General features: G+C 32.8%; 19 protein-coding genes. 15 read left to right on the forward strand and 4 right to left on the reverse strand.

Annotated features, from left to right (window positions below; genetic code table 11):
- Window positions 1–325 precede the first annotated feature (325 nt).
- Together DFQ02_RS06380 and DFQ02_RS06385 are read right to left on the reverse strand one after the other, a co-directional pair.
- Window positions 326–1,165: a DUF4382 domain-containing protein gene (locus DFQ02_RS06380; RefSeq protein ID WP_116040169.1), complete on the reverse strand. Its 840-nt coding sequence runs from the start codon at window positions 1,163–1,165 to the stop codon at window positions 326–328.
- A gap of 974 nt (window positions 1,166–2,139) precedes the next feature.
- Window positions 2,140–2,562, reverse strand: a complete 423-nt coding sequence (locus DFQ02_RS06385) for a hypothetical protein (protein ID WP_245940216.1) — start codon at window positions 2,560–2,562, stop codon at window positions 2,140–2,142.
- 729 nt (window positions 2,563–3,291) lie between these two features.
- Here DFQ02_RS06385 and DFQ02_RS06390 point away from each other — a divergent pair.
- From DFQ02_RS06390 to DFQ02_RS06410, 5 genes are all read left to right on the forward strand, one after another.
- Window positions 3,292–3,996 carry a DUF4382 domain-containing protein gene (locus DFQ02_RS06390; RefSeq protein ID WP_116040170.1) on the forward strand — a complete coding sequence of 235 codons (705 nt, stop codon included), beginning with the start codon at window positions 3,292–3,294 and terminating at the stop codon, window positions 3,994–3,996.
- 292 nt (window positions 3,997–4,288) lie between these two features.
- Window positions 4,289–5,611, forward strand: a complete 1,323-nt coding sequence (locus tag DFQ02_RS06395; protein ID WP_116040171.1) for a tyrosine-type recombinase/integrase — start codon at window positions 4,289–4,291, stop codon at window positions 5,609–5,611.
- 3 nt (window positions 5,612–5,614) lie between these two features.
- On the forward strand, window positions 5,615–6,325 hold the full coding sequence (locus DFQ02_RS06400; protein WP_116040172.1) for a hypothetical protein: 711 nt from the start codon (window positions 5,615–5,617) through the stop codon (window positions 6,323–6,325).
- A gap of 103 nt (window positions 6,326–6,428) precedes the next feature.
- Window positions 6,429–6,692 (forward strand): helix-turn-helix transcriptional regulator, encoded by a 264-nt coding sequence (locus tag DFQ02_RS06405; RefSeq protein ID WP_116040173.1) that lies wholly within the window; start codon window positions 6,429–6,431, stop codon window positions 6,690–6,692.
- Window positions 6,693–6,699: 7 nt separating this feature from the next.
- Window positions 6,700–7,998, forward strand: a complete 1,299-nt coding sequence (locus tag DFQ02_RS06410) for a primase-helicase family protein (protein WP_116040174.1) — start codon at window positions 6,700–6,702, stop codon at window positions 7,996–7,998.
- A gap of 121 nt (window positions 7,999–8,119) precedes the next feature.
- On the opposite strand, the gene DFQ02_RS15250 is transcribed toward DFQ02_RS06410, so the two are convergent.
- Complete coding sequence (locus DFQ02_RS15250; protein WP_220340227.1) at window positions 8,120–8,458, reverse strand: helix-turn-helix domain-containing protein; 339 nt, start codon at window positions 8,456–8,458, stop codon at window positions 8,120–8,122.
- 30 nt (window positions 8,459–8,488) lie between these two features.
- Here DFQ02_RS15250 and DFQ02_RS06420 point away from each other — a divergent pair, with 30 nt between their 5' ends.
- From DFQ02_RS06420 to DFQ02_RS06450, 7 genes are all read left to right on the forward strand, one after another.
- On the forward strand, window positions 8,489–9,814 hold the full coding sequence (locus DFQ02_RS06420; RefSeq protein WP_116040175.1) for a tetratricopeptide repeat protein: 1,326 nt from the start codon (window positions 8,489–8,491) through the stop codon (window positions 9,812–9,814).
- Between the two features lie 93 nt (window positions 9,815–9,907).
- Complete coding sequence (locus DFQ02_RS06425) at window positions 9,908–10,354, forward strand: JAB domain-containing protein (RefSeq protein ID WP_181896365.1); 447 nt, start codon at window positions 9,908–9,910, stop codon at window positions 10,352–10,354.
- A gap of 11 nt (window positions 10,355–10,365) precedes the next feature.
- A complete protein-coding gene (locus DFQ02_RS06430; RefSeq protein ID WP_116040177.1) occupies window positions 10,366–10,653 on the forward strand; it encodes a helix-turn-helix domain-containing protein in 288 nt (95 codons plus the stop codon).
- A gap of 191 nt (window positions 10,654–10,844) precedes the next feature.
- On the forward strand, window positions 10,845–14,282 hold the full coding sequence (locus DFQ02_RS06435; protein WP_116040178.1) for a VIT domain-containing protein: 3,438 nt from the start codon (window positions 10,845–10,847) through the stop codon (window positions 14,280–14,282).
- Window positions 14,283–14,442: 160 nt separating this feature from the next.
- Window positions 14,443–15,351, forward strand: coding sequence for a trypsin-like peptidase domain-containing protein (locus DFQ02_RS06440; protein ID WP_116040179.1), 909 nt, complete (start codon window positions 14,443–14,445; stop codon window positions 15,349–15,351).
- A gap of 97 nt (window positions 15,352–15,448) precedes the next feature.
- Window positions 15,449–15,991, forward strand: coding sequence for a YcjF family protein (locus DFQ02_RS06445; protein ID WP_116040180.1), 543 nt, complete (start codon window positions 15,449–15,451; stop codon window positions 15,989–15,991).
- Window positions 15,991–16,815: a hypothetical protein gene (locus DFQ02_RS06450; protein WP_116040181.1), complete on the forward strand. Its 825-nt coding sequence runs from the start codon at window positions 15,991–15,993 to the stop codon at window positions 16,813–16,815. Before DFQ02_RS06445 ends, DFQ02_RS06450 begins: the two co-directional genes overlap by 1 nt.
- A gap of 26 nt (window positions 16,816–16,841) precedes the next feature.
- Here the strand turns inward: DFQ02_RS06450 and DFQ02_RS06455 are convergent, their stop codons facing one another.
- Window positions 16,842–17,909: a competence protein CoiA family protein gene (locus tag DFQ02_RS06455; protein ID WP_116040182.1), complete on the reverse strand. Its 1,068-nt coding sequence runs from the start codon at window positions 17,907–17,909 to the stop codon at window positions 16,842–16,844.
- 157 nt (window positions 17,910–18,066) lie between these two features.
- On the opposite strand from DFQ02_RS06455, the gene DFQ02_RS06460 reads away from it, so the two are divergent.
- The 3 genes from DFQ02_RS06460 to DFQ02_RS06470 are packed head-to-tail and all read left to right on the forward strand — an operon-like array spanning window position 18,067 to window position 25,067.
- Window positions 18,067–19,539 (forward strand): DUF2779 domain-containing protein, encoded by a 1,473-nt coding sequence (locus DFQ02_RS06460; protein WP_116040183.1) that lies wholly within the window; start codon window positions 18,067–18,069, stop codon window positions 19,537–19,539.
- Window positions 19,540–19,557: 18 nt separating this feature from the next.
- Window positions 19,558–24,432: a DEAD/DEAH box helicase gene (locus tag DFQ02_RS06465; RefSeq protein ID WP_116040184.1), complete on the forward strand. Its 4,875-nt coding sequence runs from the start codon at window positions 19,558–19,560 to the stop codon at window positions 24,430–24,432.
- A 5-nt stretch (window positions 24,433–24,437) separates the two neighbouring features.
- Window positions 24,438–25,067, forward strand: a complete 630-nt coding sequence (locus DFQ02_RS06470) for a hypothetical protein (protein ID WP_116040185.1) — start codon at window positions 24,438–24,440, stop codon at window positions 25,065–25,067.

Consider the following 25,067-nt stretch of genomic DNA (forward strand, 5'->3'; position numbering starts at 1 on the left):
AAAAGCCCAACATTTCTGTTGGACTTTTCTGCTGAATTGTTTGGAATCAGGAACTCTTCTTGTCAATAGACAATTGAATTAAAATTGCCATAAGTATCCAAATTATCCATGTTTCCCCATGAGTCATTTCATAGTTTGACCCTGCTAATCTAGCTATTGTGAGCACAACATAAACAACAATTGGAGAAAGAATAAGGGCTACTAAAAGATTAATAACTGTTTTTTTAATATTCATGACATATGGTATTAGTTAGTCTTGTAAATATACTGAAATTCTAATAAGACAAACTTAAGACATGTAATAGTTTCTATTTTTTTTTGTCTATTATAGAGGTAACAATTCTACAGTACCTACATCTAATACCTGTCCAACAGTTACTCCTATATTTTCAGATTCATAGCCTTGATAACCTTCTACAGCTATTTTAAGCTTATAACTTCCTGCTTCCAGTCCTTGAATTAAGAAATTACCTAAATCATCTGTCATGGTGTCTGTTACCTTAGTATCATCTAATTTATAAACCTCTACGGTAACATTCTCCTTAGCTACAAGAGATTCTTCAATAGTTTCTAGAACCGTACCACTAATAGAACCAGAATTAACTTGAGCATTTACTCTTATAACAGGTTTCAAATTATACATTCCAGAATTACCAGCTTCTACTACTGACTCGCTTACAACCCAGTCCAATATAAAGGTATATGAGAAGCCTCCTTGTAATTCTTCATTTAAATTCAACTTTAAACCAGATTGTAAGGCACTTGGGGTGTCAAGAGGAATTGGTTCTCCTCCCTCTCCATTTTCTCTTTCCATGACTAATGTGTTGTTTTCTCCTAGTACCAATCTTATCTGTTTTAACATTCCTGAAGGAATTATTTGGTCTACTAATAATAAGTCATTTCCAGCTACTAATTCTGTTAAATCCACATTGATAGGATATCCATTTTCTGGAATGAAACTCATCCAACCTTCTTCACTATCCGAAGTATTATATTGAATATCTACAATCTCAACATTAACTTCAAGATAATCTCCTGGCTCATCCACTAATTTTAATTGTACTCTTGCTGTATTATCCCCATCATTATTGCAACTTTGTATCGCAACTATTGATAATAACATAATACCAACACCTATAAAGGCTTTTAAACTTTTTAAATTCATAACTTCTTTTTTTGTATGTATTTTATATACGTACAATAATACTTAACAGGTTATTTTTCTGAAAATTTATTGCTTTTTTTCGTTAAAGTGCACAGTATAAATTGCTATTTTTTGGTTGAAATACATAACAAGACTAAGTAAAGTACAAAGAAGCTATTCCATTAAAATAAAAAAGACTGTCTTATCATTAAAAACAGCCCTTTATATTGTTCTTCTTAACTAGAACAGATTTGATTAATAGTATTACATATATAGAAACTATTTAACCAGTAAAAAATTATAGGATAAAGTTATAGTTAAATCAGATAGTCAATCATTTACAGCCAACTATCTAGTTTAATTACTTCTCAAGCATATATCCATAAAGAAAGGTGAACTAATTAATTCACCTTTCTTTGCCCCAAATCTACCATGAACTTAACCTACTTATGTTATGGTATCCGAAAAGTAAACATCATATTTGACTCACAAATAAAATTAACGACCAATAACCAAAATATTAGTTCATTTTAACATTTAAATTCATTCTCTATATTTTTCAAAAAACAAAAAGCCACTTTTTACAGTGGCTCATGTAACATATAATAAGTTTTATTAGGGGGCATTTGTTCATGGAGAATATATTTATTGAGTAAATTTGAGGCACTTTACTATAAAACAATTAATAAGCCTTATACACTACCTATTTAATTAACTTTTAGCCAACATGCATGATATAAACGATAAAATGAATGAAATAATGTTATTCTAGTTTTTAAAAAGAAAAGTTTTGGGTACAAAAAAACCACCTAATTTCTTAGATAGTTTTTAAAGGTTGATCGATTAATATTGTTTTGTCGAGCCAATTTAATGAGGAATTGGAGCGTTTTGCCTTACTCTATATAAACAAATATAAATATTATGGTCTTACTCACTAGATACAAGAATTCAATTACAGAGCCATAATGAGTTTATTAGTGATTTTTTGGAAATCGTTAATTTCTCTCAAAAGTCAAATAATCTGTTCCTCCGTTGCCTCCACTAATATCAATTAACTCAATTTTTATAGCTGACTGTGAAATAATATCCCAATCATCCGTCAATTCCTCAAAATCAATAGGAGCTGCAAAGAAAATATTAAAATCCAAATCATTTGAACTATCATCACTACTACTGTCATTTGTAATACTCCATGTGCCATTGTAGGTATTCGAACCATTTGTTGCAGTTAGTACACCGTTATCTCCAAATGTGAAATTATACCCAGTGAAATGATTTAACTCATCATCCCCACTATCAATATATTTTGTAATTCTCCATGTATCCTTCTTTACATTATTTTCAATTTCACTAATTACAGCTTCATTATTTGTGGTACTATCATCAGAAGAACATGCCATTATTACAATTAATGTCATAACAATAAAAAAATTGTTTTTGATAATTCTAAATTTCATGTCGTTTTAATGTTTTCGTTTTAAATCTTACTTATATAACAATTCAAACGAAAAATTTCCTACCATTCGTATAAAAAAGTTTGTTTAAAAATTATAAATCCCCAATAAACAATCAATATTTGAATTATGGAATCCCCTAGGTTTTTCGACAAAAAAAGCTAAACAGTTGTGTTGAACTTTTTTCTATTTGCTCCCCCTCCCTCCCCTCCCGAACGACTCAAATCGTTCAGTAGAGTGGGTTTGGCTTCCCCCTTGCAACGAGACAGGCTTCTTCGCTCAAAAGTTAAAACTAAAAAAGCCCACACTTTCATGTAGTCTTTTCTATTGTTGCTCCCCCTAATATTATTTTGTCGAACCAATTCAATGAAGAACTATTGAAGTTTGCTTCATTTTATGAAAGCATGTAAATAGCCTTATTATCAAGTGGGTAGGTTTCAATTATCCTACTAAAAATTTAAATTCAAGACCTTTGCAAGTTGCCATTTTTAGGAGTTAATGCACATAATACATATAATGCAGTTATTTATAATGTGTAGCTCATTTTACTGCATAAAAAACTCCAAGCCACAAATGTAATTTCGGCTCATACTTCATCTTATTTTACTTTTCATCTCTGATAAAAAACAATAAAAGGTAGGAGTTTCAGTTATTTAGTTGTTATATACGTATAAACCCAAATTATTTAAAATCATGAAAAATTTAAATTTTAAAATTTTATACCTACTATCAATCTTAGTTTTAAGTTGTTCTAATAATGATGAAAACGGAGGTGTTAATTTAACTATAAGTGCCAGTAATTCAAGTGCTTCTAAACTTACTTCAGGTATTAAAACATCTAATGCCGAAGTTGTTTTTACTGACTTCAAGATTTCTATAAGGGACGTTGTATTTAAAAACGATGACGACATTAATAGTAGTCTTGATACAGATGAAATTCAATTTAGAGGTCCGTACCAAATTGATTTATTGGATAACACAGATGCATTATCTCAAACCATAGGAAATGCATTTGTTCCTGATGGAAAATATAAAGAAATGCGATTTAAATTTCACAAAGATGAGGACCTGCCTGCTTCGAATGACCTATTTGACAAATCTATTTATATAGAAGGCACGATAGATGGGACTCCATTTGTTTTTTGGCATGATACCAGTGAAAATCTTGATGTTGGCAGAAGTACAGGTGTTTTAGTTCAAGGCAATACGGTTAATTTTACCGTACAATTTAATATTTCCCAATTTTTGAGCTCTCTTAATCAAATTGATTTAAGCCAAGCAACTGACAATAATAATGACGGGTTGATTGAAATTTTCCCTAATGATGAAGATGGAAATCAGGATATTGCTGATGCTTTAAAAGACAATATTAAGATGGCTGCTGATTTGTTAAATTAATTTTTTAAAAAGAAAATAATATGTTTAAAGGCCATCTATGTAGATGGCTTTTTTAGCACCCCCCTTTAAAACCAAAAATCCCCACTATTTCTAGTAAGGATTTTTGCTAGTTGCTCCTCAGGTTGGGAAGGCTATTTCTGAATCTCTACAAATCTCAGAAAACTCAAACACTCTGAAACACTACAAGTTTCAAGATTAAACATTTGTACAAATTTCACAGGATTTCAAATAATTTCCATTTGGTTGGATAAACCGTTGGATAAAAATTAACTTTACATAAATACAAAAGAATATGGCAACAATTAAGTTCTACCCGTATTTGAAAACAGGAAAGTCTAAGGTTTATGTTCGTGTAACTATTAAACGTGGACAAGATTTTAGACTATCAACAACGCTTACAATTAAAGATGCTACAAAATGGAATCCAAAATCTGGATTACCAAGAAAGAATGAAATATCTAATAAGAAATTATATAACTCTTTGTTAAGATTAGAAGAAAGACTTGAAAACGAAATATCAGAAGTTGAAAAAAATCAAACAAAAAGCACTACAGATATATCAAGTCAATGGGTAAAAGAAATTATACTCGATGAGTTTAATGAATCCGTACCAACAGACAAGGAATTACTCGTTCCTTTTGGGCAGTCATTTGTAGATAGTCTTCCTAACAGAACTTATCAAAAAAACGGAGTGCGAAAAAAGTACTCTATTAAAACAATTAATAAATATCAAAACATAGTAAATAAAATATCTGACTTTCAAGATTTCTCTAAAAAGAAATTTAAAGTTAATATGGTTGATGATAATTTCGCTGACTCATTTTTAAACTATTTAACAGATGAAATGGGGCTGTCGGTAAATACCAAAGGTGGATATATAAAACGGCTTAAAAAACTCATAAAAGAGGCTGAAATAAGTGGTTTAAAGGTTAACTCAAAATACAGACTCATTAGAGGTTTTGAAGATGAAACCATAGTGACCTTTTTAACCTTTGATGAAATAGATAAAATCATTGAAAAAGAAATGCCAAACAAACGGTTAGAAATAGCTAAAGACTGGCTAATCATTGGTTGTTATACGGCACAAAGAGTTTCAGATATGTATCGCATGAAAAAGAATATGATCGTAACAGAAAAGGGCATTAAATACATTTCATTAAAGCAATATAAAACTGGCAAGCAAGTTTTTATTCCCGTACATCATCATGTCGAAGATGTATTAAAAAAATATGATAACAACTTCCCTCCTAATTTTTCCGATAATGAACAAAGCCACAGATCATTATTATCTGCATTAATGAAAAAGGTTTGTGAAATAGCTGAAATTAATGAAAAGGTAAGAGGTCGATTCAATGGCAAAATAGGAATCTACCCAAAATATAAGTTAATTCAGAACCATAGCTGCAGGCGCTCGTTTGCAAGTAACTTTTATGGATTAGAAGGCTGGACAACACCGATGATCATGGAGATCACAGGTCATGACACTGAAAAAAGCTTCTATAGATACATTGATAAGGACAATTTTTATTTGAGTATAAAAGCAGCCGAAAACTTTGCTAAAATGAAAGAGGATGCCGAAAAGGCAAAGAAAGAAACAAAACTTAAAAGAGCATAATTAATGTCTGATAGTCACATTAAATTTTTTCAAAGTCTAAGAGGTAAAAAAATTGAAACATTAAACGTTTTAAATAGGCTTCTTGTTCATCTGACATCATTTAACAATAATTCTATTAGAAAAATTCAAATAGAATTAGACCTTTATTTAAACTCAGAGAAAGAAAAGGAAGCCAAGAAATACTCAATTGAGGATATCAATAAAAGAGTTAGCTATCTAAAAGAAAACAACCTTCCTATTCCATATTTAGGAATAGCGCGGACAGATGATAATCCATACGATGTTGAAAAGCTATTCTTTGAATTTGAGTTTTACTCATTGGAAAGACTTTATGAAGTGCTTTACGTATTTGATAACCATTTAGGGACTAAGAACTACCCTGCTTTTGAAGAATATTTCAACCATGTTACAAATAAAAATGAAAAATTAGATCATCTTAGAAAGCACTTTGCATACAGAGAAAGCTATGTAAGTTATGCTATTTTAATATTGGCCTTAATCGATTTAAATATTTTAATCATTGAACCTGGACAGCAAAAAAATTTATTTAGAGCATGGTACGATTTTATAGGAAAAATACATCTAAAAGAAGAAAAATTCACAAGTATTTATAATCATATTGATACAACTCCAGATGGCAAACTCACCTATTATGAGAAGGACAAGATCCTCTTCAATACTATAAAGAAAAAAATAAAAGACATTTTCGACTGAAGAATCTCAATAATGGACTTTAATGGACTGTCCATTTTATATTATTCTAAATAGATCATGTTGGTTTTAATTTTGATACAGAAGAATAAAAAACTGAATCAAAATGAAACAATTAATATTTACTATTGACCCCGAAAATTTTAAAAACGAAATCGTTTCAGATATTGTTAAGCAGCTAACAATTTCAAAAACCAATCCTAATCCTGCTTCAAGATTACTCACAAGAAAGGAAACTTCAAAGCGATTGAGGATTGCTTTATCCACACTCTGGCGACTTACTAAAGATGGACAAATTGAAGCCGTTTATTTAGGTAATCGTGTATTCTACACAGAAGAGGCCATTGAAAATGCTTTAATTAAAATATAATAGGGCCATGAATACAAATACACACAACCCTAATAATCGCTCCAACGATCAGGTTAAAGTTAATAAAAATAATCCACAATTCTTTGAATATGAACATAGTCCTATTAAAAATTTTATGAGAGTAGGACACGACTATTTTGAAAAGATTTACAAAACTGACAGATATGGAATAATAAGACAAGAACTGAAGGTTAGAAAGAAAAGTGAACTAATATCTGATTTTGGACAAGAATTAGTAAAGCAAATCAAAAAGTACAAAGACTTCATTTTAGTCCCGGATAATATTAATTACAAAGAGGTAATTAGTGATTGCTATAATCTTTATCAACCTTTTACCCACAAACCCTTAGAAGGTGATTGGAAGTGGACCAAAATCTTCTTGGAACATGTATTTGGTGAACAATATCATATTGGATTGCAATATATCCAAGCGCTATATCAAAACCCAGATAAAACGCTTCCTATATTGGTATTAGTTTCAAAAGAGAGGGAAACAGGTAAATCCACATTCATAGATTGGCTTACAAGCTTGTTTGGAAGTAATATGATAATAATTGATTCCAAGCATTTATTGAGTAATCATAATGCAATTATTGCAAGAGCCAATATAATTGCAATTGAGGAAACTTTTATCGACAATCCAAAATTGATGGAATCTATAAAAGCTCTATCAACGCAAAAAACTATTACTGTTAACCCTAAATATGTGCAAACCTATACGAGCCCTTTTTTTGGAAAAATTATTATGGCTTCAAACAATGAAAGAACTTTTATTAAAATTGAGGAAGAAGAAATTAGATATTTCATTAGAAAATTGACTAAACCAAAAATCACCAACTTCAATATACTCGATGATATAATAAATGAGACTCCCGCATTTGTATTTTCTTTAAACAGCCTTCCTAAACTGAATTGGAATAGATCAAGACAACTTTTTACAAAAGATGAACTGCAAAATGATTTTCTCTCAAAAGTTAAGGATGAAAGCAAAAGCAGGTTATATCACGAGCTGTATGAAATATTTGCTAATGAGTTCAATACCAATTCAAAAAACAGGCTTCATGTCCTATATACCTTGAAGGAAATTAAAGAAGCTTGGTTCAACAACAATCCTAAAGTCGACAGTACTGAAATAAGAAAAGTGTTAACGGATGAATTCGGTTTTAACAATCATAAGAATACAATAAGATATGGATTACAGAACCAAAAAATTGGCAAACCATATATCATTGAACGAAGTTTTTTTGAAAATGACATAATTAACATAAACGAGAATTTGCCACCACCCCCTCCTATAATGCCTTAGCCTCAAAACTTTTGAGATGTAACTTTGTAACAACAATATCCAAAATCTTTTCTTGAAATTTGATTTTGGATTTTTTATGTTTTAGTTGGTTACTTAGTTACAAAAGACAAAAATTAATAAGTTAACATTTAATTGTTTTTGAGTTATTATCAAAATCAAACAATTCCTTAACCGGAATTTCTAAAGCAATTGCTAATTTGTTGGCTGTACTGATTTTTGTATTAATAATGCCCCTTTCTATTCTGCTAATTTGCGAGTATTCCATTTCAGATTTATAAGCAAGATCTTCCATACTCATCCCTTTACGCTGACGAAGCCTTCTTAAATTAAATCCAAAACTAACGATAAACTCTAAATCTTCTTCCGTATTACTCACGGAAATAAAGGTCGTTAGTAGGTTTAAATTATAGTGTGGCACTGATGCCACATTATTATTATCTTTAACAAGGCAATTATTCAATTTAAACTATTGCCATAAATACATATTATAATGAAACACCTCCTAATTATTTTGTTTATTATTACTATAAAGATTGGTTTTTCCCAAAGCCAAAAATCAAGTTATAGTCTTAGCCTAAAAGAGATTCACAAAGAAGTGAATACAATTGCATATATCCCCGATTCAATTTCTGTTAAAACTTTCCATTTTAATTTTCAAAACTACAAATTCAATGTAAAGCAATCCTCTGTAAAGGAATCTACATGGTATAATGACGAAACGTTATCAATCACAATTTTGGATCCCAGAAAAATTAGTTCTGAAATCATAATAAAGGACAAAAGTATTGTGGGTGATATATCTGTATTATATAATGAAAACTCAATTTACCTTTATTTTGAACACTTCACAATGGGAGCTACAGCTGGCCCAATGGCAGGTCATGGTTTTTTATACACGTTTACTCTTTTTGATATTCTTGAAAATAAGCATTACGAATTAATCTATAAAGGCAGAGGGGATTTCAGCGATCCCATGGTGTACAAAGGAGAATTTATTATTGATCACTTAATTAATCACCCAAAAATATTAAGCTTTTTATACATCAAGTCAATACACTCGAAAAATATCCATGACTCAAAATACTCTGTTAAGTCTAATTTAGAAAATGGGGACCCGGAATTTTTACTTGCTTTGGCAAAAATATATCACAATGGAAGGTACACTGCCAAAAACCATGAAGATGCTTTACATTGGTATACTAAAAGTGCTGAACAAGGCAATGCAGATGCCCAATTGGCATTAGGCTGGATGCATTATTATGGTGAAGGTGTGTATCAGGATAAAGAAAAAGCACTAAAACTATTTAACAAAAGTGCAAATAAGGATAATTATGAGGCACAAAATGCTCTTGGCCAAATCTATTATAGAGGTGAGGTGGTTCAAAAAGATTATAATAAAGCTTTTTATTGGTTTGATAAAAGTGCCTCACATGGTTATTATTTGGGGGAAAACAATTTAGGGTTAATGTATCAATATGGGCATGGCACATTAACTGATAAAAAGAAAGCCATTTATTGGTATAGAAAAAGTGCTAATAAGGGTTGTAAGATAGCACAACACAATCTCGCTACTATGTACTATAATGGTGATGGCATATTAATAGATAAAGAAAAAGCTTTTGAACTTTTCAAATATAATGCAGAAAGAAACTATATGGCCTCACAATTCAACTTGGGATTAATGTATTTCCGAGGGGAAGGAACCGAAGTAAACAAAAGTCTGTCGGCTCATTGGATAAGAAAAGCTTATGAAAATGGAAACAAGGAGGCTAAAAACTTTTGGGAAGAATTTGAATTATGGAAATATGATAATTAATACAACTTTACTATGACATAAACCGCAACTAAAATACATTTATTAACCAAAGGGTAGCATTAACGTGCTGCCCTTTTTTAATGCTTTAAAATCATGAAACATTCAATTGCAGAAATTAAAGTGAATTACACCCCAAGAAAATTAAAATCTAATACTAAAATCACATGCAGTCAAAAAGCATATGAAGTGCTATTAGAATCTTGGGACAAAGGAACATTAGAACTCCAAGAGGAATTCAAAATTTTGCTTCTAAACAACTCAAATGAACCTCTGGGACTCTATGCGCTCTCTAAGGGAGGAATTACATGTACACCTGTTGACTTGAAAATCATGTTTGGTGTTATTCTAAAAAGTGCTGCCACAGGATTTATATCGGTTCATAATCACCCTAGCGGAAAGCTTCGACCTAGCAATCAGGATTTAGCTCTACACAAAAAAGTAAAAAAGATTGCCAATTTTCATGAGATTAATTATTTAGACAATTTAATCATTACGGCTAAAAATGGTTACTATAGCTTCCAGGATGAGGGCGATTTCTAAATTAGACACATATGGAAAAATCAATTTTATTACACAACATCACCCCAAATGAATTAAAAGATTTAATCATTGCTGATTTAAAAATTGAATTGGAAAAAATTCTTAATCGAGTAAATGAACAAGAAAACTATTCGGTTGATGAGGTTTCCAAACTACTTGATTGTTCTAAGCTAACAGTCTATAACTACATTAAGAAAGGTGTATTACCAGCTTCAAAAATAGGCAGACGCCATATCATCAAAAAAAGTGATTTAGATGCATCAATTAAAGAAGTAAAATCTTTAAAATATAAGAGATAAAACATTCTGCTATTTTGAAAATCCTATACACTTACATTAAATAAACCTTTTCCCTTTTGAATATTTTTAATGCTATATTCAGTATTTAAATGCTCGATATAGTTCACTCATCCAAAAGTGCCTTTCACTAATTGCCTCTTTATTATTTGAAGTTTAATAATGAGCTTTACTTCAAATAAATCAACACCACCATGAAACCACTTTTACGCTATCTTCTGTTCCTTATCTGTTTATATTCATTTTCTCAAAATGCACCACAAGTCGTTTTAAAAGACTCTGGAAAACTAAAGCTGTCACATTTGAATGTTGCTGTTAATATCACTGGTAATTACGCAACTACAACATACGACATGAAGTTTTATAATGGACTGAATAGAACATTAGAAGGCGAACTGGTATTTCCTTTAGGTGAAGGACAAACCGTTTCACGCTTTGCTATGGACGTCAATGGAAAACTACGTGAGGCCGTAATCGTAGAAAAAGAACTAGCAAGAGTAGCTTATGAAAATACCGTAAGACAAAATATAGACCCAGGGTTATTAGAAAAAACCGAAGGCAACAATTACAAAGCCAGAGTCTATCCCATTCTACCAAAATCATATAAGCATCTTGTTATAACCTATGAGCAGGAGTTGTTCTCATCAAATGAAAAGCTTATTTATGAATTGCCATTAGGTATAAATGAGACCATAGATCAGTTTTCATTGGCTATAGACGCATATACCGATCATTTACCAAGAATGGAAAACAATGCTTATAATAAGCTCTACTTTAGAAAAAAAGATCAAACCTACAGAGCTAATTTTGAAGAAAAGCACTCCCTTCCTAATAAACCTATAATTATTGAAATTCCCAATAAGTCAGGTCAGGAAAGTGTACTATCCCACAGTGATTATTTCTATATAAATAAAACACTTACTCCCAATCTAAAATTAAAAGACAAACCAAAAGACATTACAATACTTTGGGATGCCTCCTACTCCATGCGTAATCGTAAGTTAGAGGAGGAATTAAAGCTTTTAGGGAATTATATAAGCTACTTGCAAAATGTCAATATTAACTTAGTAAGCTTTAGTAATGCCGTTCATTCCAACACCATGTTTAAAATTAAAAATGGGAAATGGCATACTTTAAAAGAACACATTAATAACATTACCCATGATGGTGGAACAGCATTTAATAGTTTTCAAAACTTAGATGTTAGCACCGATGAAATTCTTTTGTTTACCGACGGATTATCAAATTTAGGATCCTTTTCAAACATTAACAAAGGAGCTATTTACACTATCAATTCAGTAGTTTCAGCTAACCATAGCAACCTTAATACCATTGCAACTAATTCAGGAGGCAATTACATTAACTTGGTGAGACTTGATCATCAGAGAGCCCTAGAACTTTTAAAACAGGAAACGTTTCAGTTTTTGGGCATTACAGCTAACAAATTTGTCTCCGAGGTTTACCCCAATAAAAAAACAAACATTACCAATAATTTTAGCCTTACTGGAAGGTTTTCACAAAACACAACTTTAGAGCTCCTATTTGGATATGGCGGAAAAGTTACACAGAAGATCCCTATTTATATTGGATCAGCCGAAAGCTCTAAATTGGTGAAACGGCTATGGGCTAAACAAAAACTTAAAGACCTAAACACAAATAAAAAAGAAAATAAGGACCGTATCATTAAACATGCTAAACAACACCATCTGATTTCAGATTATACTTCTATGCTAATATTGGATAGACTGGAAGATTATGTACGCTATAGAATAGAGCCTCCGCAAGAATTGAAGCGAGAATACAAACAGCGTATTAAAGAGTTAGATGACATCGAAGCTGAAAGAAAAGAAGAAATACAGGAAAGAAGAGCAGATCTATTTGAAGAGTATCAGGATATTTTAAACTGGTATAAAACAAAATTTCCATTAAAATCTAAGAAAGTCAAAAAGATTACACAAAGTGCAGAACAAAGCAATACTAATACAACCCAGAATACACAGGAAGCATCACCCAGAACTCAAACTACCATTCCAGTTAATCAAACAAGGAATCGTACCCATATTGATTCCACAAAGAGAATAGTTAGCGGTCAAGTTCTAGATACATCAGGGCAACCATTACCGGGAACAAACATCTATGTAAAGGGAACTTCAAGAGGTGCCCAAACAGATTTTGATGGTTACTTTGCAATTAATGCAGAAGTAAATGATGAATTGGAATTTTCATTTTTAGGATTTACTCCAAAAAGCGTTACTGTAGGTACCCATAGCAATATTCGTATTAATCTTGAAGAAGATGCTTCCATGCTCGAAGAGGTTGTTGTAATGGGGTATGGTGTGCAAAAGAAATCCTATGTAACAGCTGCAGTTACAACAGTGGTTACACAGGCTTTAGCTGGACGTGTTTCCGGAGTGCAGATAACCACTAATGCTGGAACTCCAGGGGATGGTTCTACTGTTAGTATTAGAGGCAATACTTCCATAGCAAATAACTCCCCTCTTTTTATTGTTGATGGAGTTGTATCAGAAACCAATCCATTAGCTAAATTAAAACCAGAGGACATAGAATCTATGCAAACACTAAAAGATGATGCCGCCACAGCATTATATGGGTCAAGGGCGAGTAATGGCCTTATTCTTATTGTAACCAAAGACGGTAAGGATAAAAATCAAGATGCCATTGAAAAATTAAACGAGGAAATAGCCGAAAAGATTGAATTAAAGCCATGGAATCCAGACACGCCATATATTCACATTTTAGAAAAAGAAGCAACAGTGGAGTCTGCATACAATGTGTACTTAAACTTACGAAATCAATATAGCAATAGTCCTTCATTCTTTCTGGATGTTGCCGACTTCTTTGATCAACGAAAATCACCTGAACTGGCTATTAGGATTATAAGCAACCTCATTGAGGTAGAGCTTCATAACCATGAATTAATGCGAGCGCTTGCATACAAATTAGAGTATTTTAAGCAACACCAATTGGCTACTATTGTTTATGAAAAGGTCCTTGAATTAAGACCGGAAGAACCACAATCGTATAGAGATCTAGCATTGGCATATGAATACACAGGAAGCCCTAAAAAAAGCTTTGACTTACTATATAAATTATACAACGGTGACTTATTGGAAAAGGATGAAGATGAACGCTTTTATGGCATTGAACATGTAGCCTTTACGGAACTAACACGTCTGGTTTCCAAATACCAGCATAAGCTTAATTTAAGTGAGGAACAACAAAAAGAATTTACTGATATGCCCCTAGATGTTAGAGTCGTTATTGACTGGAATCATAACGACACCGATATTGATTTATGGGTAACCGACCCCAATGGAGAAAAAGCGTACTACAGTAACTCTGAAACTAAAATTGGTGGTAGAATGTCCGAAGATTTAATGGAAGGCTATGGCCCGGAATCTTTTTCTCTTAAAAAGGCAATCAAAGGTAATTATGAGGTTATGGTGGATTATTATTCAGATAACGTTCAAAAAATATCAGGGCCAACAATTCTTAAAGTAACCCTGTTTACAAACTATGCCAAACCCAATGAGCAAAAGGAAACTATTGTTGTTAGATTGGATAAAGAAGAAGATGAGGTTGAAGTAGGAAATTTAAGGTTTAATGAATAAAAAAATAACCATATTAATTCTTTCTAGGATTAGGTCCTCAACGTAGGATTTTCATTTCGTTTTATTAAATTAGATGCGTTAGTAGAAAAGATTTGTTTTTTCCTATTAGGGTGGAATAACAAGAAATCTGTTATGTCTGAATAAATTAAAGCTCAATGCAATGCCTTGGAATCAATTACAGTACACTACCGAAAAAGAAATAGAGAATGCTCTTAGTGACTTAGTAACAGTTGCTTCAAGGCCTAAGGAAGGAGGAGGAATGGTTATTGGCACAGCTTTTCCAATTTTTGCTTCTGACAACCATACTATGATGCTTACTGCAGCTCATGTTATTGAATTTGCTTTCAAAAAATCTTCTCACTATTCAGAAAGAAAAGATGCAAGAAGCCTCTCCTATTTGCCCGGATCAAGTAACAAACCATATAAAATGATAGATAATTGGATTAATGAAACCGATGATCTATGGTGTCTAATTGCAGAGGGGAAAGAGGTGGTTAAATGCAATGTAATAGGAATTTGTCTTAGACCTCCATTAGATATGGCTTTATTAATCTTGGACACTAGCCATTTAAAGAAAAAAACAGCTGTTTTTCAGATTAATTCCGATATTCTTAATGTAGGTGATAAAATAGTCCTGACTTCATTTAAGACATCTGGAACAACAAGAGATCTTGTTGCAAAACAAGGAATTATTACAGAAGTAAAATCAAATGGAGCCTTAGTAAATGCGCCAGTTTATCAAACTAATATTCCTATTGAAGCTGGAGCAAGCGGTGGACCAGTATTTAAATTTAACGGAGATTTTTATGGAACTAAAGATGTCGTTGGGGTGGTTTCATCCGATTTTTCTCCACAAGAAGCATTTGAAAACCCAAAGATTGACGGATGTTCCTATATATCAATTATTTGCTCTGCAACACCTCTTCAAGTAGTAAGCACAAATGGTGAAACCATGACTTTTCAAGATATGTGCAATCGAGGATTGATAAGTGATATTGGCAGTTATATAAAAAAGGTTAAACTAACCTATTTTGAGGATGGCAATTGGTCGCAGACTTTTCCAAAATGATAAGGTAACACACAATGAAGATTCTGCAACCCCAGTATTTACTTAAAGCTGTGATTGTATATATTTATTAGGTATTTACATAAATATTTCACATCCAATGGAAATTATAGACAAAGCAAAAGAAAATATCAAAAAGGAAGTTACGGATATTGAAAACCGTACGGATATGACTGACGACCAAAAAGTAACTCGTATTTGTACCGTATTTGGAACCACTTGCGCAGCGATTGCAGTACAGCCCATACCTTTTGCGGATATATTTGTGTTGACACCTATCCAAGCATATATGGGCAAGAAAATTGCAGATATCAGAGGGTTTAATATATCTGAAGCTGGGGCAAAGGAAATTTTTAAAGAGCTTGCAGGTCTAGTGGGATTAGGTTTTTTATCTCAACAATTAGTTATTGGAGCTTATAAAACAGTTCTACCATTTATTTCGGGCGTAACCACAATTCCACTCGTTTTCGGACTTACTTACGGCATGGGAAAAGTGATGGATTACTACTTTGAAAGAAAGGTAAAAGGACAAAAAATAGATCCTGAAATGATGAAAGATATCTTCAAAAAAGCAAAGGCGGAAGGAAAGCAAAAGTCAAAAGAGCATAAGGATGAAATCAAGAGAAAAAAGGACAAATTATAATGCCAACAATTAAATACATAAAAAAAGAATTTGACAATCTTTTAATTGTTTCAACATTGGCAAAAATTGCTTACCAAAACTTTGATGCTTTAAGTGAAGAAGAAACATATATTCTACAAGCTCTTAAACGAGCTAACCCAGAATTAGAAAATCAAACAACAGAAGAAATAAGCGAACACCTTCAAGATTTAGACGAAACCCAGCTTTTAGGTTTGAGTAATAATGTTAAAGGAATTTTACACGAAATCCAATTCGTTGAAATGGAAAACAATGATGGAGATAGCGTTACAGCCGCCATGTTTGGAGACACCAATCACCAAAATACAGATATTCTTTTGACCGATAATAACACTGGAGAAGTAACAGAGATCCAATTAAAAGCAACTGATAATCCTTCTTATGTTCAAGATTGGATAGACAATCATCCCGAAGGAGAAATTCTTGTTACAGAAGAACTAGCTGAAAAAATGAATTTAGAAACCAGTGGCATATCCAATGAAGAATTAACCACGGATGTTCATGATTTTTTAGATAAGCTAATTGAATTGGATGAAAATGACGAACTTTGGGATTACATTCCAACGTTACCGGCAATCTCCATTGCTGTTTCCTCATTTTATTTATTCAAACTATATAGAGACAATAAAATTTCTTTTAATACTTTAAAAATAAAATTCATCAAACTGACCGGAATGAAAGTGGCTAAATTCACAATAATTGCAGGGTTAATGATGATACCGGTAATTAATGTAATTGTTGGCGCTGGAATTTTATTTAAGCTCTTATACGGAGCAGGAACATTAGCAAATAAATATGTCCCTTAATTAATTAGGTGTATTTAACAATTAGACTACCTAAACCCACAAGAAACCTCAACAGGCTCATTTATATAACAATCAAAATAAGGACACTTTTTACAATCAAAAGGATCTACAAACACCTCTCTTCTTAGTTCATTCAAAATAGCCCAAGTACGTTGAATCTCTTTTTGTTTGTGCGAAGGAAGAAATTCTTCACTCTCATTTGATGGAGAAAAAAACCATTTAACATCGTTAATAATTGTGTAATCAGCTCCACTTCGTGTCTTGCTTAACATACCATCCCATGTAACACATCTTTTTAATTTATTAAAAATCATATGCTCTGCATGAATATCCTGCAATTTTGATTTCATGATTTTTGGGCAGCATATGACATCGTCATAATTAGTTTTTAGAATTTTAAAGCCTTTACGTCTCGACTCACCAACTTTATATTCATATAAGGCTTTTTCGTAATCTTCTTGGGCTTTTTGGGCTTTCCTTAACCTTTCCTGTCTCTTATCATATCTCTCTTTCAAAAAAGCCTCTTGGTTGCTATAAATCCATTTTTTCAAATCCACAGACTCTATGAGCTTATCCCTTAAAGTAGTTTTATCAAAGTTTGGTTCCAGTTTAGATAAATCTATTTCAATCGTCGAGACTCCAAAATTTTTTAACTTTTCAAGTTTTTCATCATCAACAAAATGCGTAACAGCTATTTCTACAAAAACTTTTTTATTGCCAATATTTAAAACAATATCTGGTCTAAAGTTCCCAAAAGAAACTTCTAACTCAACAGAATCAACTTCTACTTCACAACTCTTGGTCAGAACAACACTAATTCGATGTTGATGATCATAAACTTTCAAAGCGGGAATTACAAAACGTTTTTCTGCTTCAATAATCTCCTTTGCTAATAAATGCAGCATGGATTCATAGGCCCCTTCACATTCTTCAGCATGATAATGGGCGAAATGATGCTGTTTAATTTTACCCTTTCTGGCAACTAAAGCCGACTTACAATATGGACAAACACAGTTACAGGCTTTTCCAGAAACAACCTGACTAATATGAACAAGTTCCTTCTTATGAAGTGCATAGGTTAATTCAATAGACATAATCCAATAACAAATTCAGATTTGAGCTAAACAAAAATACACTTCTCATGTCTTTTTTGTGATTTTTCTTATACTTTTTTCTCATAAATGGGTATATTTAAACTCTCTCTCATTTTATAAAAATAGCTGGCAAAAATTATTATGTAGTAGTTTATTAATGCAACTAACAAAAACCAATTTTATACAGTATTTGCAATGCCCTGAATCATTGTGGCTATTAAAAAACAAACCGGAAAACTATCCCAATGGGGAATTTTCATTGTTTCTTGAAAAATTAGTAACCGAGGGTTATGAAGTTGAAGCTTATGCCCAAGATTTGTTTCCGGAAGGATTGAAGCTAGAATCATTTGTCTCACCCGAGAAAACCAAAGCCAAATTATCTGAAAACCACTCACACTTTTTTCAACCGGCTTTTGAAACGGCTAAAGGTGCTTTGGCAGTTATAGATATTCTTGAAAAGAATCAAGATGGCTCATACAATATTTATGAGGTTAAATCATCTACCTCCATTCATACCGATAAAAAACACAATCACCTAAAAGATGCTTGTTTTCAGAAGTACGTGATGACGGAATGTGGTTATAATATCTCAAAAGTATTTATTATTCATTTGAATAAGGAATATGTAAAGAATGGAGAGATCAATCCCAATGAATTATTAGAGATTAAAGATGTAACCGATAAATTAGATGAAATCTATTCCGAAACGGTTAATGAAATTAATGCTGCTTTAAACTTTCTTACAAAACAAATTGATACCTCATCAAACTGCTCATGCATTGAAAATACCAGAAACAATCATTGCGACGCCTTTAAATATTTTAACCCAGAGGTCCGACAGCATAGTATTTATGAAATAAACGGAATACGGGCTAAAAAAATAATCGAGTTACGCGATTTAGGAGTTTTAAATATTAAGGATATTCCTTCTGATTTTGTACTTAGTGAAAAACAACAACTTCAGGTCGTTTCTAATATCCAAAAAAAACCATTAATTCAAAAAGATGTAATTAATGAAACACTGAATAGTTTAAAGTTTCCACTTCATTTTATAGATTACGAAACCTTTCCAACAGCTATTCCCAAAGTTGATGGCATGAGACCGCATCAACATCTAACATTTCAAGTATCTATTCATACATTAGCAGAAGATGGAATGATTTCTCATTTTGAATATTTGGCTGATAAAATGGAACTGCCCAAAAAGTTAATTGAGGGCATGGAACAATTTACAGGAAGCACCGGAACTTTTGTTTCTTGGTATGCTCCCTTTGAAAAAAAGCGAAATGAGGAAATGGCAAGTTTATTTCCAGAACATAAATCATATTTAGAATACATAAATAGTCATATGTTTGACTTGGAGAAACTATTCTATACAGCTTATGTAGATTATAGGTTCTTAGGTCGAACCTCAATAAAAAATGTATTGCCTGTTTTGGAACCAGAGCTATCGTATAAAAATCTTGAAATTCAAAACGGAACTATGGCATTAGACACATGGGGTAGATTAATGTTGGAACCTGAATCCTTTGAAGATACAGAAACGGTAAAAAAAGACCTTCTAGCCTATTGTGAATTAGATACCGAGGCTATGGTTAGGATTTACCAGAAATTAAAAAATTTAAATTAATACACCTACAGATTATAAATGACCACGTTTAAATCCCTACTTAAAAAATATCGAGACTACGCTTTTTCAGAACATGATAAAGGCAATAAGTTCGAGCGTCTTATGGCAGCCTATTTGCAAACAGACCCCAAATATGCGAATAAATTCCAAAAAGTCTGGTTATGGAATGAATTTCCAGGCAGAAAAAATTTAGGAGGCACTGATACGGGAATCGACATCGTAGCATTGACCAATGAAGGCGATTATTGGGCCGTTCAATGTAAATGCTATGCTGAAGGTACGATAATAGATAAAAAAGCAGTCGATAGTTTCCTTTCAACGTCTAGCAGACAGTTTAAAAATGAAAATTTACAAACCGTTAGTTTTAAACATCGCCTTTGGATAGATACTACTGGTAAAAGATGGTCCTCGAATGCTGAACAAGTTATACTAAATCAAAACATTCCTTTAACACGACTAGGTTTATTTGCTTTAGAGGAAGCACCTGTGCAATGGGATAAGTTGGATGAAGGTATTTCTGGAAAATCTGCACAAACAGTAAAATACGCTACAAGACCTCATCAAGGAACGGCATTGCAAGCAACCCATGACCATTTTAAAGAATTTGATAGAGGGAAACTTATCATGGCATGTGGTACTGGTAAAACCTTTACCGCTTTAAGAATTGCAGAACATGAAACTAATAGCAAAGGACTGATTCTTTTTTTAGTGCCTTCTATTGCGTTAATTGGACAGACATTAAACGAATGGACAGCACAAGCTATAAACCCCATTAACCCTATTTGTATTTGCTCACAACCAGACATTACCCAAAAAAAGAAGAAAGGTGAAGATGCTGGTTTTGCAAGTGTGGTGGATTTAGCCTTACCGGCTTCTACGGATATCGATAACATCGTTAAGCAATTCAAGTATTATAAAACCCATGATAAAGGTGGTATGACGGTGGTATTCTCTACCTATCAATCTATCGATGTCATCGCCAATGCTCAAAATGCCCTTCAAAAAGAAGTTGGAGAGGCTTCCATGTTCGATTTGATCATTTGTGATGAAGCCCATAGAACTACTGGTGTAACGCTTAGTGATGAAGATGAATCTGCATTTGTGAAAGTCCATAGAAATGATTTTATAAAAGGCAAGAAGCGTCTTTATATGACGGCTACACCAAGACTGTATGACCCAAAAGCCAAGGACAAAGCCGCACAAGAAGATGTGTATCTCTGCTCTATGGATGATGAGGATATTTATGGGGAAGAGATATATCGTATTGGATTTGGAGAAGCTGTTGAAAAGAATTTACTAACAGATTACAAAGTACTTATCCTTACACTCAGTGATAAAGACGTGCCACCTTCTGTTCAAAAAATGATCTCAGATCAAGAACAGGAAATCAATGCCGATGATGCTTCTAAGTTAATTGGTTGCATTAATGCTTTGGCAAAACAAATGATTGGTGATGATGGTAAGCTTCGAGAGGTTGATCCTGGACCAATGAAACGTGCCGTAGCTTTTTGTTCCCGAATTAACCCAACTGCTTATTCAGCCGCTACGGCATCCACAACCATCGCTAATTATTTTAATACGGTTTCAAACGAATATATTGAATCCTTACCAGAAGAAGAACAATACCAACGTATCAGTACCGAAGCAAAACATATAGATGGCACCATGTCTGCCACAGAGAGAGAAGAACTTCTTACTTGGTTAAAGGAGGACAGTAAGGATACCCGAATCTTAACGAATGTGCGTTGTTTGAGTGAAGGTGTCGATGTGCCTTCATTGGATGCCGTGATGTTTCTATCTGCTAGAAATTCAGAAGTAGATGTGGTACAATCCGTTGGACGAGTCATGAGACGTTCTGAAGGTAAAAAATACGGATACATTATTATTCCTGTATTAGTACCTTCTGATGTTGAACCAGATAAGGCATTAGATGATAATAAGCGCTATGCTGTTGTTTGGACAGTACTGAATGCACTACGTGCGCATGATGATCGTTTTAATGCTACTATAAATAAAATAGACCTCAACAGAAAACGTCCAGATCAAATTCTAATTGGTCGTCCGGACTATTCTTTCGATGAAGAAGGCAATTGGGTCAATGAAAATGAAGATGGTTATAAAACAGAAAGACTGAATGAACAATTCACCTTTCAATTTGAAGCTTTACAAAATGTCCTTTACGCACGTTTGGTTAAAAAGGTTGGAGATCGACGCTATTGGGAACAATGGGCTCAAAATGTAGGTGAAATTGCCACAAGATTAGTAGAAAGAGTCAATTATCTTATTGAAGAAAAGACCGAGCATAAAGATGCTTTTGAAGCTTTCTTGAAAGGCTTACAATCAAATATTAACTCTAGTATAACCCAAGATGATGCAGTGCAGATGTTATCCCAACACATGATAACGAAGCCTGTTTTTGAAGCATTATTTGCAGGCTATTCATTTGTGGAGAACAATACCATTTCTCAATCAATGCAAAGGATGGTTACTTTATTGGAAGAAGGTGCTATTGAAAAGGATACTAAGGAGTTAAACAGGTTTTATGATTCTGTAAGGATGCGTGCTTCAGGAATAGACAATGCTGAAGCAAAGCAAAGCATCATTTTAGAACTTTACGATAAATTCTTCTCAAATGCCTTTCCTAAAATGCGTGATCAGCTGGGTATTGTTTACACTCCAGTTGAGGTTGTTGATTTTATTTTGCATTCGGTTAATGACGTTCTGAAAGATGAATTTGGTCAAAGCATTTCTGATGAAAATGTCCATGTATTAGATCCGTTTACCGGAACAGGGACTTTTATTACTCGTTTGATTCAATCAGGATTGATTAAAAAAGAGGATCTTCCAAGAAAATATGAAAGCGAACTACATGCCAACGAAATAGTATTATTGGCCTACTACATTGCGGATGTTAATATTGAAAATGCTTATCATGATATTGTGGGCAACGAAGATGATTATAAGCCCTTTGACGGCATAGTCTTAACCGACACCTTTCAATTAGGAGAAACTAAAGATTCTGTAATCTTTTCTGAAATGTTCCCGCAAAACTCTGAACGATTAGAAATACAGAAAAAAGGCCCCATTCGTGTGATTGTTGGAAATCCCCCTTATTCAGTTGGTCAGAAGTCTGAAAATGATGATGCAAAAAATCAAGAATATAAAATATTGGATTCTAAAATTGCTTCAACATATGTACGAGAATCAAATACTACAATGAATAAAGCATTATATGATGCTTATATTAAAGCTTTTCGTTGGAGTACGGATAGATTGACCCATGATGAGGGTGGGGTTATCGCTTTCGTAACAAATGGCTCTTGGCTAGATGGCAAAGCTACATCTGGTTTTAGAAAAACAATTGAAAAAGAGTTTGATTCTATATATGTATTCAATTTAAGAGGAAACCAACGAACTTCTGGTGAATTGTCTCGAAAAGAAGGCGGTAAAATTTTTGGTTCTGGTTCACGAACACCTATTGCAATAACCTTTTTGATTAAAAACCCAGCTAAAAGAAAAGAAAAAGCATTTATTAAATACCATGACATAGGTAATTATTTAGCACGTGAGGAGAAACTTAATATTATTTCAGACTTTGGTTCCATATCCAATCCAATAATGGAATGGAAGAATCTTAGGCCTAATGATGAAGGTGATTGGATAAATCAAAGAAATGAATTGTTTGATACATTCATTGAAATTGCAAGTAAAGAAAATAATAAGCAGGTTTTTTTCAATTCTAATTCTAACGGAGTTGTTACAAGTAGAGATGCTTGGGTATATAATTTTTCTAAAGCAGAGCTTTCTAAGAACATGAAAAACACAGTGACTTTTTATAATTCTCAATTGGTAACTTTTAAACCTGAAAAAGAGAAAAATAAGGATGCTAAAGTTGAAGATTATATTGATAATGATTCAAATAGTATTAGTTGGTCAAGAGCGCTTAAACAAGCATTAAGAGCTCTTAAAACGAGGGATTTTGAGTTAAAATCAATAATAACGGGAGATTATCGCCCTTTTGTCAAACAAAATTTTTACTTCAATAGAGATTTTAATGAGTGTGTTTATCAGCAACCTTCATTATTTCCAGATGAATCAACAAAAAATATTGTAATTGTAGCAACAGGGATAGGTTCTTCAAAGCCATTTTCAACTCTTATTTGTAAGGATGTCATTAATTTGGATATGATTGAAAAAGCACAATGTTATCCATTATATTTTTACGAAGAACGAATTAAGCAAACTCCAGGCTTATTTGACCAAGAAGGCGAAAGCGAATATATAAGGCATGATGGGGTGAGTAATTTTATTTTAGATCGTGCCCATAAACAATATGGCAAATCCGTTACTAAAGAAGATATTTTCTATTATGTTTATGGCATCCTACATAGTCCAGATTACAGAGAAACTTTTGCCAACGATCTTAAAAAAATGCTACCACGTATTCCTTTGGTTGATAAGCCTAATGACTTCTGGAAATTTAGTAAATCTGGAAGAGCTTTAGCAAATTTACACATTAATTATGAGTCAGTGCCACCTTATCCCAATGTTGAGGTTAAAGGTGCAGAGAAAGAGCATTTCCAAGTTACCAAAATGAAATTTCCAAAGAAAGATCAAAAGCATACCATTCTATACAATGGGCAAATAATTATTACCAACATTCCAGACAAAGCTTATGAATATGTTGTTAATGGAAAATCGGCCATAGAATGGATAATGGAACGCTATCAAGTTAAAACAGATAAGAAATCAGGTATCAAAAACGATCCTAACGACTGGAGCAAAGAACACAACAACCCAAGCTATATTTTCGACTTGTTATTGAGCATCATAAACGTCTCAGTTCAAACAGTTGATATAGTTAATGAGTTACCTAAATTGAAGTTTGAGTAAATAATATGATTAAAATTAATAAAGTCAAGGAACCTGATTTTTTTAAATCTAGCAAAGCAAAAACTATTACAAATACTATTTCAAGTCATTTTGCCGAGCCACTATCTAGGCGTAGTCAATCAAAATTTCCTATTGGTGACATTGAAGAAAAATTTATTTCCGGAAAATTGGATTATTTCCCTCTTTCAAATGACGATAAAAGAGCTACTTATGGCAATGACTTAGATGACGAAGAAAAAGTTAGACTATTAATAAACCCTTGTATAGACAAACCGGAATCCATAATAGGATATAATGATGACGGGGAGATATTACCCAAACCAGATATTACAGATAAAGAAGAAAAGATGGTCCAGAAGTCAGTTAAGATATTTGGACTGCAAAGAAGTGAATTACATAAGTCTAGAAGAGAAAAATGGAAAGATATTCAAGTTCAGATTGAAAGGATAAAAAGAGCCTACAAAAACTACATTAAGCATTCAGATCCAGACTTTCTAACTGATTGCCAACGAGAATTTGAAGCATTAAAGAATTATAAATCGAAGGACAAGGAGCACCTAGGGGTTGTTAGGTTTGTAATAAGGCAGGAACTATCAGAATTAAGAAAAATATTAATAGCTATCCAAGAAGTTTAA

It is taken from the genome of Seonamhaeicola aphaedonensis (genome assembly GCF_003386195.1).
Lineage (GTDB): Bacteria > Bacteroidota > Bacteroidia > Flavobacteriales > Flavobacteriaceae > Seonamhaeicola > Seonamhaeicola aphaedonensis.

Bases quoted from the DNA above. Each gene is read 5' to 3' on its own strand.
- DFQ02_RS06390 (WP_116040170.1), top strand. From the start codon at position 3,292: ATGAAAAATTTAAATTTTAAAATTTTATACCTACTATCAATCTTAGTT.
- DFQ02_RS06450 (WP_116040181.1), top strand. From the start codon at position 15,991: ATGCCAACAATTAAATACATAAAAAAAGAATTTGACAATCTTTTAATT.
- DFQ02_RS06420 (WP_116040175.1), top strand. From the start codon at position 8,489: ATGAAACACCTCCTAATTATTTTGTTTATTATTACTATAAAGATTGGT.
- DFQ02_RS06435 (WP_116040178.1), top strand. From the start codon at position 10,845: ATGAAACCACTTTTACGCTATCTTCTGTTCCTTATCTGTTTATATTCA.
- DFQ02_RS06425 (WP_181896365.1), top strand. From the start codon at position 9,908: ATGAAACATTCAATTGCAGAAATTAAAGTGAATTACACCCCAAGAAAA.
- DFQ02_RS06410 (WP_116040174.1), top strand. From the start codon at position 6,700: ATGAATACAAATACACACAACCCTAATAATCGCTCCAACGATCAGGTT.
- DFQ02_RS06460 (WP_116040183.1), top strand. From the start codon at position 18,067: ATGCAACTAACAAAAACCAATTTTATACAGTATTTGCAATGCCCTGAA.
- DFQ02_RS06445 (WP_116040180.1), top strand. From the start codon at position 15,449: ATGGAAATTATAGACAAAGCAAAAGAAAATATCAAAAAGGAAGTTACG.
- DFQ02_RS06440 (WP_116040179.1), top strand. From the start codon at position 14,443: ATGCCTTGGAATCAATTACAGTACACTACCGAAAAAGAAATAGAGAAT.
- DFQ02_RS06380 (WP_116040169.1), bottom strand. From the start codon at position 1,165: ATGAATTTAAAAAGTTTAAAAGCCTTTATAGGTGTTGGTATTATGTTA.
- DFQ02_RS06385 (WP_245940216.1), bottom strand. From the start codon at position 2,562: ATGACATTAATTGTAATAATGGCATGTTCTTCTGATGATAGTACCACA.
- DFQ02_RS06455 (WP_116040182.1), bottom strand. From the start codon at position 17,909: ATGTCTATTGAATTAACCTATGCACTTCATAAGAAGGAACTTGTTCAT.
- DFQ02_RS06470 (WP_116040185.1), top strand. From the start codon at position 24,438: ATGATTAAAATTAATAAAGTCAAGGAACCTGATTTTTTTAAATCTAGC.
- DFQ02_RS06465 (WP_116040184.1), top strand. From the start codon at position 19,558: ATGACCACGTTTAAATCCCTACTTAAAAAATATCGAGACTACGCTTTT.
- DFQ02_RS06395 (WP_116040171.1), top strand. From the start codon at position 4,289: ATGGCAACAATTAAGTTCTACCCGTATTTGAAAACAGGAAAGTCTAAG.
- DFQ02_RS06430 (WP_116040177.1), top strand. From the start codon at position 10,366: ATGGAAAAATCAATTTTATTACACAACATCACCCCAAATGAATTAAAA.
- DFQ02_RS06405 (WP_116040173.1), top strand. From the start codon at position 6,429: ATGAAACAATTAATATTTACTATTGACCCCGAAAATTTTAAAAACGAA.
- DFQ02_RS06400 (WP_116040172.1), top strand. From the start codon at position 5,615: ATGTCTGATAGTCACATTAAATTTTTTCAAAGTCTAAGAGGTAAAAAA.